This is a genomic window from Alphaproteobacteria bacterium, assembly GCA_033762625.1.
Lineage (GTDB): Bacteria > Pseudomonadota > Alphaproteobacteria > UBA9219 > RGZA01 > RGZA01.
In genome coordinates, this window is sequence record JANRLI010000013.1 from 103,306 (window position 1) to 122,323 (window position 19,018).

The 19,018-nt window shown below is 49.1% G+C and carries 15 protein-coding genes; 6 read left to right on the top strand and 9 right to left on the bottom strand.

All coding sequences use genetic code 11. The features are described from left to right. The first annotated feature begins 22 nt into the window (after positions 1–22). From SFW65_07420 to SFW65_07430, 3 genes are all read left to right on the top strand, one after another. The gene (locus tag SFW65_07420) at positions 23–1,864 is read left to right on the top strand and encodes an FAD/NAD(P)-binding protein (protein ID MDX1922940.1); all 1,842 of its coding nucleotides are present in this window, start codon (positions 23–25) and stop codon (positions 1,862–1,864) included. 321 nt (positions 1,865–2,185) lie between these two features. Then, positions 2,186–2,395, top strand: a complete 210-nt coding sequence (locus SFW65_07425; protein ID MDX1922941.1) for a hypothetical protein — start codon at positions 2,186–2,188, stop codon at positions 2,393–2,395. Positions 2,396–2,407: 12 nt separating this feature from the next. Further along, positions 2,408–2,959 (top strand): hypothetical protein, encoded by a 552-nt coding sequence (locus SFW65_07430; GenBank protein MDX1922942.1) that lies wholly within the window; start codon positions 2,408–2,410, stop codon positions 2,957–2,959. On the opposite strand, the gene SFW65_07435 is transcribed toward SFW65_07430, so the two are convergent. From SFW65_07435 to SFW65_07475, 9 genes are all read right to left on the bottom strand, one after another. Further along, a complete protein-coding gene (locus tag SFW65_07435; protein MDX1922943.1) occupies positions 2,960–3,361 on the bottom strand; it encodes a hypothetical protein in 402 nt (133 codons plus the stop codon). Between the two features lie 98 nt (positions 3,362–3,459). After that, positions 3,460–4,953 (bottom strand): hypothetical protein, encoded by a 1,494-nt coding sequence (locus tag SFW65_07440; protein ID MDX1922944.1) that lies wholly within the window; start codon positions 4,951–4,953, stop codon positions 3,460–3,462. Positions 4,954–5,189: 236 nt separating this feature from the next. Next, positions 5,190–7,475 carry a ribonuclease R gene (gene rnr, locus SFW65_07445; GenBank protein ID MDX1922945.1) on the bottom strand — a complete coding sequence of 762 codons (2,286 nt, stop codon included), beginning with the start codon at positions 7,473–7,475 and terminating at the stop codon, positions 5,190–5,192. A gap of 18 nt (positions 7,476–7,493) precedes the next feature. Next, positions 7,494–10,256: a type I DNA topoisomerase gene (topA, locus tag SFW65_07450; GenBank protein ID MDX1922946.1), complete on the bottom strand. Its 2,763-nt coding sequence runs from the start codon at positions 10,254–10,256 to the stop codon at positions 7,494–7,496. A 77-nt stretch (positions 10,257–10,333) separates the two neighbouring features. Continuing rightward, positions 10,334–11,461 (bottom strand): DNA-processing protein DprA, encoded by a 1,128-nt coding sequence (gene dprA, locus SFW65_07455; protein ID MDX1922947.1) that lies wholly within the window; start codon positions 11,459–11,461, stop codon positions 10,334–10,336. Further along, positions 11,458–12,084, bottom strand: coding sequence for a glycerol-3-phosphate 1-O-acyltransferase PlsY (gene plsY / locus SFW65_07460; GenBank protein ID MDX1922948.1), 627 nt, complete (start codon positions 12,082–12,084; stop codon positions 11,458–11,460). The genes dprA and plsY overlap by 4 nt, the downstream gene beginning before the upstream one ends. A gap of 13 nt (positions 12,085–12,097) precedes the next feature. Beyond that, a complete protein-coding gene (gene pyrC / locus SFW65_07465) occupies positions 12,098–13,405 on the bottom strand; it encodes a dihydroorotase (GenBank protein ID MDX1922949.1) in 1,308 nt (435 codons plus the stop codon). Then, complete coding sequence (locus SFW65_07470) at positions 13,402–14,358, bottom strand: aspartate carbamoyltransferase catalytic subunit (GenBank protein ID MDX1922950.1); 957 nt, start codon at positions 14,356–14,358, stop codon at positions 13,402–13,404. The genes pyrC and SFW65_07470 overlap by 4 nt, the downstream gene beginning before the upstream one ends. A gap of 92 nt (positions 14,359–14,450) precedes the next feature. Continuing rightward, complete coding sequence (locus SFW65_07475; GenBank protein ID MDX1922951.1) at positions 14,451–15,389, bottom strand: LD-carboxypeptidase; 939 nt, start codon at positions 15,387–15,389, stop codon at positions 14,451–14,453. A gap of 42 nt (positions 15,390–15,431) precedes the next feature. Here SFW65_07475 and SFW65_07480 point away from each other — a divergent pair, with 42 nt between their 5' ends. The 3 genes from SFW65_07480 to SFW65_07490 all read left to right on the top strand — a co-directional run. Beyond that, positions 15,432–16,415 (top strand): RluA family pseudouridine synthase, encoded by a 984-nt coding sequence (locus SFW65_07480; protein MDX1922952.1) that lies wholly within the window; start codon positions 15,432–15,434, stop codon positions 16,413–16,415. A gap of 34 nt (positions 16,416–16,449) precedes the next feature. Beyond that, positions 16,450–18,483 carry an AsmA family protein gene (locus SFW65_07485; protein MDX1922953.1) on the top strand — a complete coding sequence of 678 codons (2,034 nt, stop codon included), beginning with the start codon at positions 16,450–16,452 and terminating at the stop codon, positions 18,481–18,483. Positions 18,484–18,488: 5 nt separating this feature from the next. Then, the coding region (locus tag SFW65_07490; GenBank protein ID MDX1922954.1) for an ATP12 family chaperone protein at positions 18,489–19,018 on the top strand (530 nt) is incomplete at its 3' end.

Below are 19,018 nucleotides of genomic sequence, written 5' to 3' on the forward strand. Positions count from 1 at the left end.
TGTATTTAACGCGGAGAGATTTATGAGCATTCATTCATTAGGGATTGTTGGTGGCGGGTTTAGCGGCGTGGCAACTGCCTTCAGTGCTGTATTAGAACTAAAACAGCGCAAGGAAGCAGGACAAGATATTGGCGCGCTGCGGAATATCGACATTATTGGTGAGGTAACAACTGGCCCTGCCTATAATGCGCAGAGTGATGCGTTGATTTTGAACCGCAGCGTCGAAGTAATGGATCCGCTTGCGCCCACAGGCTACGGATTCTTGAAATATCTCAACAATGTTGTGCCGGAAAAGGATTATACCAAGAACAGTTTCGTACCGCGTGGCCTATATGGCGATTATATTTTATGGCTGCATGACCAAACCAAGCAGCTAGCAGATGAACTTGGCATTCAAATCAATAATATGCCATCAGTTGCGGTGAATATTGAACGATATGCAGATAATACCTTAAGTGTGACTCAGGAAAATGGCGTCAAAAATACCTATGATCATGTTGTTCTGGCAACGGGCCATGAATTTGAAGAGCGCGTAGCAGTTAAGAACCATGCAAATTACATCGCGCCATATTCGGAAAAGAATTGGGAAGATAAGCTGGCACTCGCCAAGCTGATTGCATCGAATGACAAGGAATTATCATTGCTGGGGTGGGGTGGTACCAGCTTGGATATCGCGACGCTAGTCGGTCACGATTTTAATGGGGTGATTAATGTGTATGCGCCGCTTGGCGATACATCAATCCCGTTCTATGGAAAAATCCCGCCAAATCCTGAGCAAATCGCGGCGCTTCGCCCATTGGTTGATGCGTTTTATAATAAACTTGGCGATGATAAACATGATCCTGCTAGGGTGGCCTATCATATCCGCGGATTATTGGTCGATGCCAAAGCAGCAACGCCAGCCATTCTTGAACAGCATGTGATTGATTATTTGTTATTAGGTGATGATCCTAAACGTGTGTCTGCACCGGAAAACAAACATGTGCATGAAGTGGCGATTGTGTTTAACGGCAACCCCGTTGCGCCAGAGCGCCAGAAATTGCTGGAGCATCTGATTGCATCCAAAAAAATTAACTTCATCGCTGCCAAAATCAAGGATGTTCAGCCGCACAGTGAGCAGGCATTAGAACTCCATTTTGAAGACGAGCGCGCACCAGTTGTTACTCAAGGTCGGGTAATTGATGGCACAACGGTACGCCGTGCCTTGGCAGTTGGCCGTGATGGTCAGATCCTTAGCCCGTTATTGCGTAGTGCAATTGAAACAGATTTGATTGCTCCATCTATTGACAATCCGCGCGTGTTGCCAACCTTTGCGGGTGATAATATCACGGCAGTTGGCGCGATTACCTATCACATCGCTAACAGTGTGGGAGTGTTCTATACGGGCATTAAAGCTGTTGCGAAACACATTGGCGCAACCGTTACTGGTGTTACTAATGTGGTCGATTTTGCAGCCGAGCTCGATTTGCGTTCCAAGGATGGCGGTAAACCAAATGTTGTTCTTGATGTTCGCGATGCAGAGGAACTGTTGAGCTTTTCATTATCACAAGATAGATCGCGCCAACTTGCTACCGCATCACTGCGCGGCGGTGAAGTACAATTGGATAATCCCGTTATTGCTGGCTTGCCAAAAGGGTTGGCAATTCATGTGCTGTGCGAGGGCGGAGTGCGCTCTGCTAAAGCAATCGAGCGGCTAGAAGGCGCTGGCTTCCGGCTGATTAATGTGGATGGCGGCGCAAAGGCTATATTGGGTGAGACAGATCCGGCAGTTTTGGAACGTCTGTTCATGGGTTCGCGGGTCTTTGCCAGCCGTGCTCCGGATTACAAGCCAGCCGCAGCGACTTTAAAATCAGCCTGCGGATAATTAGGTGCTGATTAGTTTCAAGGAATCGCTATAAACCCCATGTTTTATTGAGATTTTGATAAATATACAATTCCTACAAACATACTTGACAATAGGGGTGCCCATAAGTATATTTTCTTCACTCACAGACAAATGGATGTGAATCGCGGGATTTGAGGGCTTGCTTGCAACCGCGTTACCAAGTGCTAAAGCGCTATAGCTTAGGGGAAAGTGCACCCCGATGGGTAAACCACCATTACCCGCTGCTGTAGTCCCTACAGATTGCAAGGTTTCATCAGCCAACCAATCTGCGTTTTGGACAATACACAGCAGGAGCAACACATGGCGCTATTAGCCAAATCAAAACCCACATCATCATTTGCAGATCGCAGAGCCGCATGGGCCGTGCGCAGAGGCGAAAATTATATTCCGCGCCCGCCTGGCTATTACGCAAAATTGATTGAAAAGGAAAAAGCAGCACAAACGCAGCCCGTACGCCATGTAGATGAGATTCCCGAATCTCCTTTACGTCTGCTGGTACTCAGCCTATAAGGTCGCGCATCAATGGCCCTTCATTCTTCAGCCCTTACAACGAAGTCTGACCCGCAAGACGCGGAAGCTCCCCCTGTTCGTCTAGTTGTTCTTGATTTTGATCCACGCTGGACTGCTTCAACCGTTGATGTGTATGGGGAAATCGGCCCGGGCTGGATTATGGGACCTGAAAGCGATTACCCCGTTATCTTTCAAGAATATTCAGGCAAATACCGCATTGAGCGCTTCCGCGAGGAAATCGCCGCGCTGGGCGGCTCTTTTGTCCTGAAGCCGGACTTAGATGAACGCGAAGAAGAAAACCCGCTTATTTGGCGTGAGGCTGGCTTGGTTGTCCCGGTTGCTGAAACAACCGAAGAAGCAGATATGGTTGCCTTTGTGGTACAAAGCATAAGTTTGGCAGCCGAGCAATCGGGGCTATTTACCCAAGGAAGCGTTGCGAGTATCCGCAATCCGCAGCAAAAAATTGAAACCGTAACACGCGATAATTCTAAGCCGCTCTGGCGGCAGAAATGGCGCGGCAGCTGGCGCGGCGGCGAATTACTTCCGTCCAACAAATATGGTTGATTAGGCTTGTTTCAATGCGTGGGGCAGGGCGGTATTGAGTGTACGCAAGATTGAATTTGCGGCGGCACGTTGTGCATTCGAATTATTAATGCTGTCGAATTCGACTTCCTGCAAGGATACTTCAAAAGTCAGTTTTTTATTAGAACCAACCACAACATTTTGTATATGCACGTTGCCTTTTGTAAGTTGGGTTTTAAATGCAGGTGCTTCGCCGAATTCTGCTTTCCAGCCTTTATTTAAATCTTCGATAATCAGATCAAGCATAGCATTTAGCTTATCCGCAGTAACTTCTATAGCTGTTGCTTTGAAATAGAAACGCACATCAACGCCGCGTTTTGGCGCAGTGTGAATATTTACTTGGGCATTGTCTTTTGCCAGTTCAACAAGCGGTGTTTTGGCCATGCCATATCCTTTAAAAATATGATCATAAAATAACCCAAAATCCTGAAACTAAAAAACCCCGCTTTCGCGGGGTTTTTAATGGGTTTGCCTTAATTTACTTAGCGAATGTAGAGATGCACTTCGGGGCTTTGTGCCGCTTCGCTGCTGATATTGCTCATGGAAATGCGGTTGGGTTGTAGGCCCAGCTGAATGAGCGAGCTTTTCACGTTTTCTGCATTACGCTCCGCGCGTTCCACATCCCCGCCAACTGCTGCTGGGTCGTTGCTTTTCGGGCTAACGGCTACAACGGTAAAGTTTGCATCTGGCTTGCGGTCTAACGCTGTGCTTACAGCTTGGTACATCTGGTCTTCGTAATCCACCTGTGGCTCGTTAAAGCGTACAAGAACAAGAAGTTGGCCCAGCGTTGCTTCATCGCCCATCATCGCGCTAACGGGCGTTGCGCCGCGTGCGGTTGCGCTACCGGTCTTCATCGGAAGGGCAGAGCGATTACGAGCAAGTGGGGCAGACTGAACAGGATCAACCGGTACGGCTGGCGGGTTGTAAACGCCGCCATTGTCGGTTGGTGAAAGGCTGGTGGGTTCGCGAATGCTTGGGAAGCCGCTTACGTCCATTTGCGTATTTGGCAAGGTTCCATAGATGGGTTCATTGCCAACAATAACGGTTTGACCCGCAAGCGAGTTACGAATGAGTTCGCCGCGGCTGATAGACAAGGCAAGCACTTGCAGGTTTTGGCGTTCTGTTGCGAGATAGGTGTTTTGGCGACGGATGTCGTCGTTGATTTCACCGCGAATGCGGTCGATGTTTACTGTGGACTTGGCAACTTCATCACGGATCATCGCGAGCTGGTCATGGTCTTCATCCAATGCGCCAGAAAGTTCAAACGCTGCCTTAATAGCCTGAAGCAGGTAAGCTGCTTGGGATGATGAAGCAGATAGGGTGGTGGAGAGCAGGTTCAGTTTGGAAATCGAATAGTTCACTTCCGTCAGGCTTTGCTCAGCTTCAGACCATTGGCGTTGCAAAATCGGGTTGCCACGGGTCGTGCCTGCTTCCAAACGTGCGGTTATAGCCGCAACGGTAGAATGGAATTGGATAGCGCCAGCAGCGCCGCGGCCACGTAATTGGGTGAATTCATCAACGTCGCGGTCAACCGCCTGGCGAAGGCCAATTGCTTCATCGCGTAACTGGAATACGCGGTCCGAAACACTGGAACCACTTGGCGGGCCGAAATCAGCAAACATATTCTGGCCAACCGGTGCGCGCACTGGCGTACGGGAACCAGGTGCAGGTTGTGCGGTATTTAAATCGATTTGGCTTGGTGCTGGTGGGGGCGGCAAACGCAGACGTGCATCGCTTGCACCGGCAGCCTGTGTCAAATCAGTTGGAGCAGAAATTGGGGTAATGGTTGCGCCAGATGGAGGGGCAATTGGCGCTGGAGCAGCCGATGAAACGCCGTCTGTTGGGCGAACGATAAGCGGGCGAAGCGCATCATCATTCGGATCTGCCGTTTGAGCAAAAAGAGGCGTTGAGACAAACGCTGCGCTGGCCAAAACCAGCAGCGCAACCGATTGATAAAAATGCTTGGTCAAGTTCATTACTGAAACCTCATCTGACTTAAATATGCCGCATTCGCAGTCTCGCGACCAAAAGCTTAAAAACCTATGAAAGATTAATACGTTAGAAGCTTATTTCCTAGCTAAGTTCGGGCTTTTTGGCAATCTTAAGCTATCTACTTTGCAGTTGTTGCTGCTTGGACACACAGATTCTGCGCGAATCTCCAGCGTTTGCGAGCGGTTTGTGGATAGTTTTGCGCGTGCCACAAACGGTGGTTTTACCTTCTCCTGCGGCCTTTTTTAAAGCTTCTCTTGCCACCGAACGGATGTTTCCCGCTGCGGTCTTTTCTAAAATTCCCACTATCCCTGACTGGTGTGCTGGCGCGGCCAATAACTCCAACGATAGAGAATCTAAGGCCACCTACAACGGGGTCTGCTTCAACCAGTTTTACCTTCAGCATATCGGCAAGCCGGAACACTTTGCCATGCTTTGATCCAACAAGCCGCTGGTTTTGTTCATCATGGTTATAATAATCATTGGGCAACTGGCTCATGGGTACAAACCCATCCGCGCCGGTTTCAGTAAGACGCACAAAAATTCCCGCGCGCGTAACACCGCTAATGCGGCCTTCAAATTCCGCACCGATGTTATCAGCAAGATAGAGCGATGTGTAACGGTCGCTTGCATCACGCTCGGCATCAATCGCGCGGCGTTCGGTTTTGGATATGTGTTCGCCAATTTCGTCAAGGCGCGACAGTTCATCATCGGTAATTCCGTCATCCCCCAGTTTGAACAAACGGATGAGGGCTCGGTGTACAATCAAATCCGCATAACGGCGGATGGGCGATGTAAAATGTGCGTAATGGGAAAGCGCAAGGCCAAAATGCCCAATATTTTCGGGGCTGTATATCGCTTGCGCAAGGCTTCGCAGCATCACCTCGTTAATAACCTGGCTATGTGCGGTATCAACAAATTGTTCAAGGATAGCTGCGAGATCAGCTGGGCGCAGTGTTTTTCCAGGTGATAAATTAACGCCAAAACCTTTCAGGAAGTCGCGCAAGGCAGAAATCTTTTCAACCGAAGGCAAGTCATGTACGCGGTACAGCGCGCCCATATTGCCGTCTTGCAGTGCACGTGCGGCCGCAACATTCGCCAGCACCATGAATTCTTCAATCAGCTTGTGGCTTTCAAGGCGCGCACGATTGCCAATGGATGAAATCTTCCCGTCTTCCGAAACCTTGATTTGGCGTTCGGCAATGTTCAATTCCAGCGTACCGCGTTTCTTGCGCGCTTCAAGTAATACGTGGTAAGCGCCATAAAGCGGTTTAATTACGGTTTCCAATATGGGCTTAGTGATATCATTCGGGTTGCCATCAAAGGCTTCTTGCACCTGTTCATAGGTGGTGCGGGCAACCGATTTCATGAGCGCACGGGAGAATTTGAAGTGTTTCAATTCGCCATGCTTATCAATCGTCATATGCGCAACCATACAGGCGCGGTCAACCTGTGGCTTTAGCGAACATAATTCATTCGATAATGCTTCGGGCAGCATCGGCACAACGCGGTCGGGGAAATAAACCGAATTGCCGCGCTTGATTGCCTCACGGTCGATGATGGAGTTTGATTTGACGTAATACGAAACATCGGCAATCGCCACTGTCAATTTCCATCCGCCTTTATTGGATGGGCTGTCATCCATTTCGGCATGAACGGCATCATCAAAGTCACGGGCATCCGCGCCATCAATGGTGATGAGGGGTAGTTTGCGTAAATCCGTGCGGCCTTTTAAATCGGCGCCAACTAATTTTTCTGATGCTTCTACTACACCTTCAGGGAATTGCCATGGAATACTATGCTGTGCAATCGCGATAAGCGATACGGCGCGCGGTGCATTAAGCGGGCCAAGATTTTCGGTGATGCGCACAAGTTTTTTGCCGAACTTGCTTTGTGATAACACATCGCCCACAACAATATCACCCTTAACGGCTTTGAGTTCGTTTTTATGGTCGATAACATATTCATCACGGTTCTTGCGGTCAGTGGGGCGCAGGACTAATCCTTCACCACTTTGCTCAACAACACCCACCAGTTTGGAAACAGCGCGGGGCAGTTTTTTGATGGGCCTTGCGGTGTAATCGCCGCGTCCTTGATGTTCCACGCGCACCAGCAAGCGGTCGCCCTTGGCCAAGCTTTCCAGCTTTAGGGTCTTGGCCTGATGGTGGGAGATATGCAGATGAATACGCGCATTGGGGTCTTTTTGTGGTTCCAGTGGGCGGACCGTCATTTCATCGCCATCGATATGCGTGATTTCAACGCCAAGAATATCGGGCAGCGCACCGGGTCGGGATATTTTCTTACCGTGCGACTTTTCAACATTCCCGCTAACTTTTAATTCTTGCAGCAGGCGTTTAAGTTTTATGCGTTGGTCATCGTGGATACGAAAGTGACGTGCAATTTCACGCTTACCAACGGGAACGGGGCTTTCTTTGATGAATTTAAGGATTTCTTCCGAAGCAGGGAAGGATGTTGGTTTTTTGTCTTTAGGTGGTTTGTTCTTTTTCAATTTATTTTTCTATTCTTGTTACGCCGCTTTCTTTTTCTTTACGGCTTTCTTTTTGGGTGCTGCTTTTTCTTCGGCCTTTGCAGCTTTTGATTTGCCTTTCGGCGCGGCCTTCTTTGGTTCAGTGGTTTCGTCATCGTTGCTTGCCTTGCCTTTTTTAGGCGCAGCCCCTTTGGCGGCTTTTTTGGCGAGGATTTCAACAGCTTCTGCCAGTGTCAGGGCATCCATGTTTGTGCCTTTTGGCAAGGTAGCCATAACTTTTCCGTGTTTTACAAATGCGCCAAAGCGGCCTTGTTGCACAGTAATCATTTTCTTGTCTGCGGGATGTTCACCTACGTCGCGGCCTTGCATGGCTTTACGCTTTTCAAGCGCTTCAGCCATAAGAACCGTTGCGCGGTTCAAACCGATAGTAAGTACGTCTTCATCTTTTGGAATGGATTTATAAACACTACCCAGTTTCAAGTAAGGGCCAAAACGACCAACGCCTGCTTGAATGACTTCTCCCGTTTCAGGGTATGGGCCAACATCGCGCGGTAATGCCAATAGCTTGAGCGCAATATCCAGATCGATAGTGGCGGGATCAAGGCCTTTTGGAAGGCTGCTGCGTTTGGGTTGTGGGCCTTTTTCCTTTTTGGCTTTTTTCTTTTTCTTCTTTTTGCCCCCAGAGTCTTTTGTGGCGTCAACTTCGTCTTCAACCACTTCTTCTTTTGGGGCTGGCGGCGCGGCGCTTTCGGGCCTATCCAGCTGCACATACATGCCGTATGGGCCGTTGCGTAATGTTACAGGCATGTTGGTGACAGGGTCGTTGCCTAATAATTTTGGTTCGGCGCTTCCAGCGTTTGCTGCTTCACCGGCAACTAGCGGCGCGGTGTATTTGCATTCAGGATAATTGGAACAGCCAACAAACGCGCCGTTTTTACCAAGGCGCAACCCAAGACGCCCCGTATTGCATGATTTACAAAGACGCGGGTCAACACCATCACCCTTATCCGGGAAGAAGTGGGGCCCAAGATTTTCATCAAGCGCATCAATCACATCACGGATTTTTAATTCTTTCGTGCCATCAATCGCGGCAGAAAAATCTTTCCAGAAATCGCGCAAGAGAGCCTTCCAGTTCAGCTTATCTTCAGAAACCTTATCTAGTTGTTCTTCCAGCGATGCCGTAAAGCCGTATTCAACATAGCGTTCAAAGAAGTGATTAAGGAATGTGGTCACGATGCGTCCGCGGTCTTCGGGCACAAAGCGCTTCTTATCCAGCACTACATAATCACGGTCTTGTAATACCTGAATGATGCTGGTGTAGGTTGAAGGTCTGCCAATGCCAAGCTCTTCCAGTTTTTTAATCAGGCTCGCTTCGGAATAGCGCGGTGGGGGCTCGGTAAAATGCTGGTTTGGCGTGACCGAATTTTTCTTTAGTGCTTCACCGGTCTTTACGTTTGGCAAGCGGGATTGTTTGTCTTCATCGCTTGCTGCTTCGGTGTCATCTTTTTCTTCTTCGTAAGCTTTCAAAAAGCCATCGAATAATACAACCGAACCATTCGCGCGGAATTCAAAGCCCTTATTTGAGCCCACAATATCAATGGCAACTTGATCCAAAATTGCGCTTTCCATTTGGCTCGCAACCGTGCGTTGCCAAATAAGAGTATATAACCGCAGCGCATCGGGTTCCAGATAACGGGCGACCTGTGATGGCAAGCGACTTAAATCAGTAGGGCGAACGGCTTCGTGAGCTTCCTGCGCATTCTTTACCACACTCTTATATATGCGTGGCTCGCTGGGCAGGTACTTATCGCCATATTCCTTACCGATGATATTGCGCGCGCCGGCAATCGCTTCATTTGACAAATAAATACCGTCGGTACGCATATAGGTAATGAGGCCAATGGTTTCACCGCCAATATCCATTCCTTCATAAAGTTGCTGCGCCATGCGCATGGTGCGTGAAGCGCCCATGCCCAGTTTGCGCGATGCTTCTTGTTGCAGCGTCGAAGTGGTGAATGGCGCGTAGGGGTTACGCTTGGTTTGCTTGCGCTCGATCTCACCAACCGTGTAGTTCAGTGAATTCAGTTTATCGAAGGCGGCCTTGGCATCTTTTTCATTGGTGAAGGTGAACTTTTCAACCTTCTTGCCGTCATATTGCGACAGGCGCGCAGGAATTTGTGCGCCAGTGTCGGTTGTGAATACAGCTTCAATGGTCCAGTATTCCTGCGGGATGAATTTTTCAATTTCATCTTCTCGTTGGCAAATCAAACGCAATGCAACTGATTGCACACGGCCAGCCGAACGTGCGCCTGGCAATTTGCGCCACAATACGGGCGAGAGCGAGAAGCCAACCAAATAATCGAGCGCGCGGCGTGCCATGTAAGCGTCAATCAGTGGCTGGTCAAGCGCTCGCGGATTTTCAATCGCATCCTTTACCGCGCTTTTGGTGATTTCATTAAACGTAATGCGGTGGACTTTTTTGCCTTTGAGCAGTTTTTTGTGTTCCAATACTTCCTGCACGTGCCATGCAATGGCTTCACCTTCTCTGTCAGGGTCGGTTGCTAAATATAAGGTGTCGGCATCTTTTAATGCTTTGGTAATTTCACCAACGGGCCGCGCAGCGCGATCACCCAATTCCCACGACATGGCGAAATCATCATCGGGTCTTACTGAGCCATCTTTGGGTGGGAGGTCACGCACATGCCCAAAAGAGGCCAAAACGGTATAATCCGAGCCCAAATATTTATTGATGGTTTTTGCCTTTGCGGGCGATTCAACGATGACGAGTTTGTGTCCGGACATGCTTATATATGGTCAGAAAAGAGGCAAAAAATTTTAATACGCCGTTTACCTGTAGGTGCTGACCCGTAAACAATTTATTAGCTCGCGTCAATAAGCGCCACAAATTGCCCCGGTGAACGGGCAGCTTTTCCGGCTAGTTCCAGCTCTAAAAGTGCAGCTAAAACAATGGATGCGGGCAAATTCACGTCCCTGATTAAATCATCAATCCGGACCTGCACTGGCCCAAGGGTTTCAAGGATTTTGCTGCGAGCTTGGGCAATATCATCCTCGGATAGAGATTCGTTTCGTTCCGAAAAACTTGCCAATGGCTCTGACAGGGTGTGGTTGGGTAATTTGGACAGTCCGCCCATAATATCCTGCACGTTTTCAACCAATATTGCGCCCTGACGCAACAAATTGTTATTTCCTTTGCTGCGTGGATCAAGCGGGGAACCGGGAACCGCCATCACTTCGCGGCCCTGTTCCAAGGCCATTCGAGCAGTAATCAGGGAGCCAGAATGTTCAACCGCTTCAATAACTAAGACGCCTTCGCTCACACCCGAGATGATGCGGTTCCGTTTTGGAAAATGGCGGTTGGTGGGTGGCACCCCAAACTGGCTCTCGGCGATAATGGCGCCTTTTTCGCAAATAGCATCATATAACTTGGCATTTTCTTCGGGGTAAATCACATCAATTCCGCCCGCTACAACCGCAATGGTACCTGTTTTCAATGCGCCTTGATGGGCCGCGGTATCAATACCGCGGGCCAAACCGGATACCACCATCATATCCGCCTGCCCGCAATCACGCGCAATGCGTTCGGCGAATTGCCTTCCGTTCAAGGATGCGTTGCGTGAACCCACCATGGCGACCATGCGTCTGCCGTTTAATGCGCTGCGCTGACCCTTCACGCTTAAGATCGGCGGTGCGTCTTCAACAGCACGCAGATGCGCGGGATAATCCGCTTCGCACGCGGCCACCATATATCCGCCACACTTTTCTAAAGCGCTGATTTCTTTTTCAGCCACTTCGCGCGTTGCGATAATAATTGGCTTTTTGGCGCCAGCACGTTTGGCAAGTTCTGGTGCTTGACGCAGCGCGTTCTCCGCGGTGCCAAAGCGTTCCAGCAATTTATAAAACGTAATAGGGCCGATATTTTCACTGCGGATTAGCCTTAACCAGTCCATGCGCTCATTATCGTTCATAGCGCGAGTAGTAATCATCATTTTTTTCCAATGGTGGGTTCGGTGCCATTAAAAAGGCGCTCAATATTTGCTTTATGCTTCCAGATAATCAGCGCTGAAAGCCCGCCAAAATAAAGGATATATTCGGGCATATCGAGAAACCATGCAAAGAACGGCGCGGAGCCAATGGCAGCAATCGCGGCAGCGGATGATTTTTTTAATACAAAGGCAATTATAAGCCACATGACCACAATCATCAGACCCAATTCCCATGACATCATCATGTAAAAGCCGATGGCGGTCGCAACGCCTTTGCCGCCTTTGAATTTCAAAAAAATTGGATAGATGTGACCAATCACAGCGCACAGGCCCATCAGCAGCGCAAAAAATGTGTTGTCGCTGATGGCAAGGCCAAGCCAAACCGCCAGCGCGCCTTTACCCCCATCCAAAAACAGTGTGAGTGCAGCAAGCGATTTATTACCGGTGCGCAGCACATTCGTTGCACCGATATTGCCCGAACCCATAGTGCGAATATCACCAAGCCCCGCAAGCTTGGTCAGCAATAATCCAAACGGAATTGAGCCAAGCAGATACGCGCCAAAATATAGCGCGCAGGTAAAGAGCTGATATTCATAAAGGGAATTCAAAAATGTGGGATGAAGCATTATGACCTAAGATTTAAGCGGCGTTTGCCATCTTAGTACTATCATAAACGTGGCGTCCATCAAGGATAGTATGCTTCACGCGGCCTTGAACCGGCAGCGTATCATAAGGTGAATTCTTTGATTTCGAATGCAAGTTGTCATTATTGATACGCCACGGTTCATCGGCATCAAAAATTACAAAATCAGCTGCGCTTCCCTTGGCCAAGCGGCCGATCGGCAGGCGTAATAATTCGGCCGGCTTATAAGTCATGGTGGCCAATACGTCTAGCAGGCTCATCTTATTTTCATGATGTAGTTTAAGGCTGAGCGCTAATAAGGTTTCAAGCCCCACAATGCCGGGTGCTGCCTGCGCATAAGGCAGACGTTTGGAATCTACATCTTGCGGGCGATGATTGCTGGCAATAATGTCAATGCTGCCATCGGCGACCGCTTCGGCGATCGCTTTACGGTTCTCCTCATCACGCAACGGCGGCATTATTTTTGTAAAGGTACGGTAATCACCGACATCATTTTCTGTCAGTGTAAAATACTGCGGCGAAGTGGAGCAGGTAACACGCACACCTTGGCCCTTAGCGGCGCGAATAAGCTGCACGCTTTCCGACATACTGACTGGTCCGATATGAAGACGTGCGCCAGTAGCCTTGGCCAAGCGCAGATCTATCATCACTTGCAAGGCTTCTGCTTCGGCAGATATACCGGATAGCCCAAGGCGGGTTGACATTTCTCCGCTATTCATGAGCCCACCTTCGGCAAGGCGTGGGTGTAGCGGCAATTGCAGTAGTAACAAATCAAAGCTTCGGGAATACGACATAATCCGGCGGAGCAGCTTCACATCGCCCAATGGGTTCAATCCATCGGTAAAGCCAACCGCACCAGCTTCCGCCAATAATCCAAGTTCGGTCATTTCCTTGCCTTGGCACTGCACGGTCATCGCGGCGTATGGAAAGTGTTTTACACTTTTGGTCTGGCGTGCACGGCGGTCGATATATGCAACGCCTGCAACATTATCAATAATTGGGTCAGTGTCTGGCATGGTCGCAATAGCAGTGACGCCCCCAGCTGCCGCTGCTTCGCCCAGTGTTGTAAATGTTTCTTTGTGTTCATTGCCGGGTTCGCCCGTATGCACCAGCATATCGACAAGACCAGGGGCAAGGCATGCGCCAGCTACATCAATTACTTTTACATCGGCCGCAAGTTTCGGACCGATATGTGCGCCGATATCGGCAATTTTTCCGTTTTCAACAATTACACCGCCCTTGGTGTCCAGTTTTGTGGCAGGATCAAGCAGGCGGGCATTGATATATGCGGTTTTTAAGCTCATTGCGCGGCATCCTGTAAACGCTGGCTACTCATCAATTGGCGGGTCAGCAAATCAAGGCATGCCATGCGCACGGCAACACCGAACTCAACCTGATTAAGAATGAGGGAGCGGTGAATGTCATCCGCGACTTCGCTGTCAATTTCAACGCCGCGATTCATGGGGCCGGGGTGCATAATCAGTGCATCAGGCTTCGCCAGATTAAGTTTCGCACGGTCAAGTCCGAAGAAATGATAGTATTCACGTGCGCTGGGTACAAAGGAACCTTCCATCCGTTCATTTTGAATGCGCAGCATCATGATGATGTCGGCATCCCTTACGCCCGTTTCCATGCGCGTGTGAACTTCGCAGCCTAATCGCTCAATATCTTTTGGCAACAAGGTAAGCGGTGCAACTACGCGTACCCGTGCACCCAGCTTGTTCAAAAGGAAGATGTTGGAGCGTGCAACGCGGCTATGCAGAATATCGCCGCAAATGGCGACGTTAAGGCCTTCGAGCTTTTTGGTACGGCGGCGCATCACCAGCGCATCAAGTAACGCTTGGGTTGGGTGTTCATGCTGACCATCCCCTGCATTAATCACGGCGCAATTTACTTTGTCTGCAAGCAGTTTTACAGCTCCAGATGCCGAATGGCGCACCACCAGCACATCAATGTGCATGGCATTCAATGTCATCGCGGTATCAATCAGCGTTTCGCCCTTACGGGTCGATGTGCCGTCGGCATTCATATTAATACAATCTGCGCCAAGGCGTTTTGCTGCCAGCTCGAACGAGCCGCGGGTACGCGTTGAAACTTCAAAGAATAAATTGACGACCGTACGGCCTTTTAACCGTTGCCCTTTGCGTTCTGTCTCGCGGTTTAAATCTACGTATTTGTCAGCTAAATCGAGAATAGTGTTAATTTCTTGGGGGGAGAGCTCGGCAATGCCCAGTAAATGGCGGTTGTTTAGCAACATAGGCGCAACCCAAAGCTAGCCCAGACGGAAATGTCTGTGGCGGTTTAAATCTTATTTTCGGCTAAGGCCATGTTGTATCAGACCATATAGTTTCATGCAAATGGACTTTCGAGACAGGTCAAAACAACTTGTTTTTGGGTCGTTTCCAGTCTCCCCAGCGTGCCCAAGGGTAGGGGAACGATCGATTTCCCGTGTCCGCAGGGGAAATGCACGGCAACGGGAATGGTGGGTGGGATTAGCTCGCGGATTAAATCATGCACCGAATGTTTCCAAGGCCCCGCGCTATCTTCGCGGAAACCGCAAAACTCGCCCACAATCAATCCTTTGATTTTATCGAATTTGCCGCAGTTTTTTAAATGCCACATAGCGCGGTCAACTTCGCATGGTTTTTCGCCATCATCATCTTCGATATAGAAAATTGCACCATCAGTGTTTACGTCATCTTTTGTGCCAATCAGATTTTGTAAAAGCGTGATGTTACCGCCAACCAAACGTCCTTCGCCAACGCCTTCCACAAAACTTTCGGCAGTGGGGTAGCGAATAGGGTTGGATGGTTCGCTGCCATTAAAGAAATTTACGAAATGCGTGATATTGGCGGGATCGTTGTTCTTAAAAAAACTTAGCAGCAACGGCCCATGGAAGGTTACAAGCCCCGTGCGGTTATGAATAGTGTTAATCAGCGTAGTTAAATCGCTAAACCCGCAAAAGATTTTAGGGTTCTCTTTGATGATTTCGAAATCAAGGTAGGGCACAATTCGGTAACTGCCGATGCCGCCGCGCGTAGAAATAATTGCATCAATGCTGCTATCTTCAAAACATTCCATCAATGCGGCCGCGCGTTGCTGGTCGGTTCCGGCTAATTGATAGTCGGCGATACGATTTTGCGGGTGAATGAACACTTCATAGCCCGCAGCTTCCAAAGCCGCTTTACCTTGGGTAAGCCAGTCTTGCGGGGAGTGACGGGCGGGAGAAATAACCCCAATCCGGCTACCTTTTTGCAAAGGTTTGGGTTTCAGAATAGTTTGTGTCATAAATGCGATAATAAAGTCAGCCCATTATAGAACAAGAACAAAATGCCCACCAAAGTTGAAAATATTGAAGTCACCAATGACGAAGCCGAGCTTCGTCTCGATCGCTGGTTTCGCCGTCACTACCCAGGCCTCACCCATGGAAAGCTAGAAAAACTGCTGCGTACAGGGCAGGTGCGTGTGGATGGCAAACGCGCGAAAGCAAATGCGCGGTTAGAATCTGGGCAGATTGTGCGCGTTCCGCCCATGAGCGATGAAATGCTGGTGCAATCCGAGGGCCCGCGCAAAGTTCGCCCAACCGCGCGCGAAGAAAAGAATATAAAAGACAGTATTCTATTTGAAGATAAAGACGTGCTGGTCATCAATAAGCCGGCAGGGTTGGCAGTGCAAGGCGGCACGGGTATATCGCGTCACCTGGATGGCTTTTTGACAGCGATTTATGAAAATGCAACGCGTCCCAAATTGGTGCACCGCTTGGATAAAGAAACATCAGGCGTCTTTGTGCTGGCAAAAAATGATTTTGCGGCAAGCCATCTCGCAGAAAGCTTTCGAGAACGTACCACACGCAAATATTACTGGGCATTGGTGCATGGCGTTCCCAAGCCAAAGCAGGGCAAAATCATTATGCCACTCAGTAAAGGGAAAGATGGCCGCATGCACCCTGATAAAGCTGAAGGCAAAAATGCGGTAACGCTTTATGAAGTGGTGCAAACAGCGCTTAAAGTTTCGTTTGTTGCGCTATGGCCGCTTACTGGCCGCACACATCAACTTCGCGCACACATGTATGAGATTGATACGCCGATTGTTGGTGATGACATGTATTACGATGATGCTACACCGAAAATCGATGGCGGGATTGCCATTAAAAAACTACATTTACATGCGAGACGATTAGTCATTCCGCATCCGCGAAAAGGGTTGATTGATATAACGGCGCCGTTGCCGGAATTGCTGAAAAAAAGCTGGTCTTACTTCGAATTCCCGGAAGATGATGGCGACCCATTTGCTTCTTTTGGTGATGAGTTGTAAGAGTATTAGCACAAAATTTTAAGGGAGAGTTCTCATGGGTAAACTGCTGCGCTTAATCATCGGTGTTGTTGCCTTTATCGTGATTGTACCGTTGCTGCTCGTTGGCGCATTCCTTGTTACCTTTGATTTTGATGCGTTTAAAAAAGATATTACCGCGCAGGCCAGCAAAACCCTTGGCCGCGATATTGCGCTGGATGGGCCAATTGGCGTGAGCTTTGCCCATGGTTTTGCGCTAAGCGTGAAGGATGTCAGCATCGGCAACCCCGCTGGCTTTAAAGACAAGGAATTTATCAAAGCAGGGAAGGTGGATATTGCCCTGAACTGGCAAGCGCTTTCCGAACACAAAATTGATGTAACCCACTTCATTATTGAAGATGCGAATATTAACCTCATCACCAATGCGGCGGGCGAGAATAATTGGGATATAAAAATGCCCAAGTCTGAAACGGTTGAGGTGGAAGCAACGCCCAATAACGGCCCAACATCCGCAACGGTTAAAGCTGATGCTAAAGCAGATGGCAAAGCCACGCACACAACTGTTGACGCAAAGGCCAATTTCGAAATCAAGCGCGTTGATTTGAACTCAATTGAAGTCATCAAAACCACCCTGCGCCAAAAGGATGAACGCAGCGGCAAGGTGCAGGATTTAGAAATCAAGAAAGCGACTGTAAAAGCGCCTTATAATGCTGCCCTGAATGTTGGCGCAGAAGGCTCCTATAATAAGACGCCCTTCACCCTTGAATTTACAGCCCCGGGCGGCGTGCAACAACTTGCCGATGGCAAGCCATCACAGATTGATTTGAAGGCTGATTATGCAGGTCAAAGCTATGCGGTTAAAGGAACCTATACGCGCGGCGAAAAGGTGCATGACATTAAGAACTTATCCGCCAAGCTCATGGGCATTGATTTTACAGGTAATTTGAAACTCAATCTGGAAAGCACAGTGCCTATGATTTCCGGTAGCCTTTCTGCGCCAGAAGCAAACCTAACATCGCTCAGCGCATCTGCGCCAAAAGCAGTACAAAAGAAGCTGCGTCCAGCAATTCAATCGCTCGTTATGGTTGATAAACAAGCCGCGAGTATGATTGTGGCTTCTGCGCCCACGCCTGATTTCAAAGCGCTAAAAGCAATCAATGCAGATGTTGTACTGAACATTGGTAAGCTCGTTTTTGCTGAAGGTAAATCGCTTGATAATCTCAAAACCACTTTGAACTTATCCGGTGGTCGCCTCAAACTTGAACCGATTACAGCAACATTCTTAAATGTTGCATATAAAGGTAGCCTTGATTTCAACCCAACGGGTGGCACACCTGTAACGCATGTGGTGTTAAGCGGTAATAACATTGATTTTGCTGCACTCGCTGCTGCGTTCAATAGCAAGTCGCCGTTAAGTGCTAATGGTGATCTGGATATTGATATCTCTGGCCAAGGCATGACGCCTGAAAGCTTTAAAAACTCGCTTTCCGGTAAAATTCAGATGGTTGCCGGTAAAGGCGCGGTCGATGTTGGCAGCAGCGGCGCAGCAGGCCTCGCTCTGATAAAAATGCTCTATCCAAAATCAACGGCAACTGAAAAACAGAATATTAATTGCGGTGCCATGCGCTTTATCGCTACCAACGGCTTGCTGCGTTCCAACGGCATTTTGTTTGATAGCCCGATTGCAGCGGTGGCGGGTGAAGGCACGGTTGATTTAGGCCGTGATCAGGCCAATTTGCTGTTCCGTAGTGCGGTTAAAGACCAGCAGGCGGCAAGCTTTCTGAATGTTCCCATGAAAGCCACAGGCCCGCTTTCAAACTTAAGCATCATGCCGGAAGAAAGAGCAGTGGCTGAAAAGGTCATGAGTGCAATTAATGGCGGTGGTTCAAATTCATCCGGCGTTCCAAAAGTAGACCCGAATACCAAGGGCAATGGCTGTTTGGCCGTGTTGAATGACCCACATCCACCCATGATTGAACAAATGAAAACGCAGGATGCCGTAAAGGCAACGGTCAATCAGGCCAAGGATGTAATTAAAAACATCGGCAAACCATCGGAAGCGATTGATAAGCTGAAAGGCTTGTTCCATTAAGCATCATGAAGCGGTTTTACAAAAATGCGGCTGTTGCCGAAGTTGACACTACCTTCACTGTCGCACTAGATGACAAGCCGATTAAAACCCCTGCTGGCAAATTACTCGCGCTTCCCAATCGGGCTTTAGCCAAAGCGATTGCTGCGGAGTGGCAAGGGCAGGGTGATGTAATTGCTGTTGGCACCATGCCGCTGATGCAGCTTGCGGCTACCAGCCTTGATCATGTCCCTACAGAGCGCGCGCAGATGGTGGAGCGAATGCTGTCCTATGCAGGCACAGATTTGTTATGTCACTTCGTAGAAGAACCCAAGCGTTTAAGGGAATTGCAGGAACGAACATTCACCCCCGCGCTTGCATGGCTTCATCGTCGATACGACATTGACTTGCACACAACAAACGAACTTATGGCCGTGGACCAACCTTCGGCAGCCAAGGAACGCCTTGGCTTGGCGTTGGCGGCTTTAAATGACTGGGCGCTTATGGGCGTGCAAACGGCCGCCATTGCATCTGGATCTATCGTGCTGGCGCTGGGCAT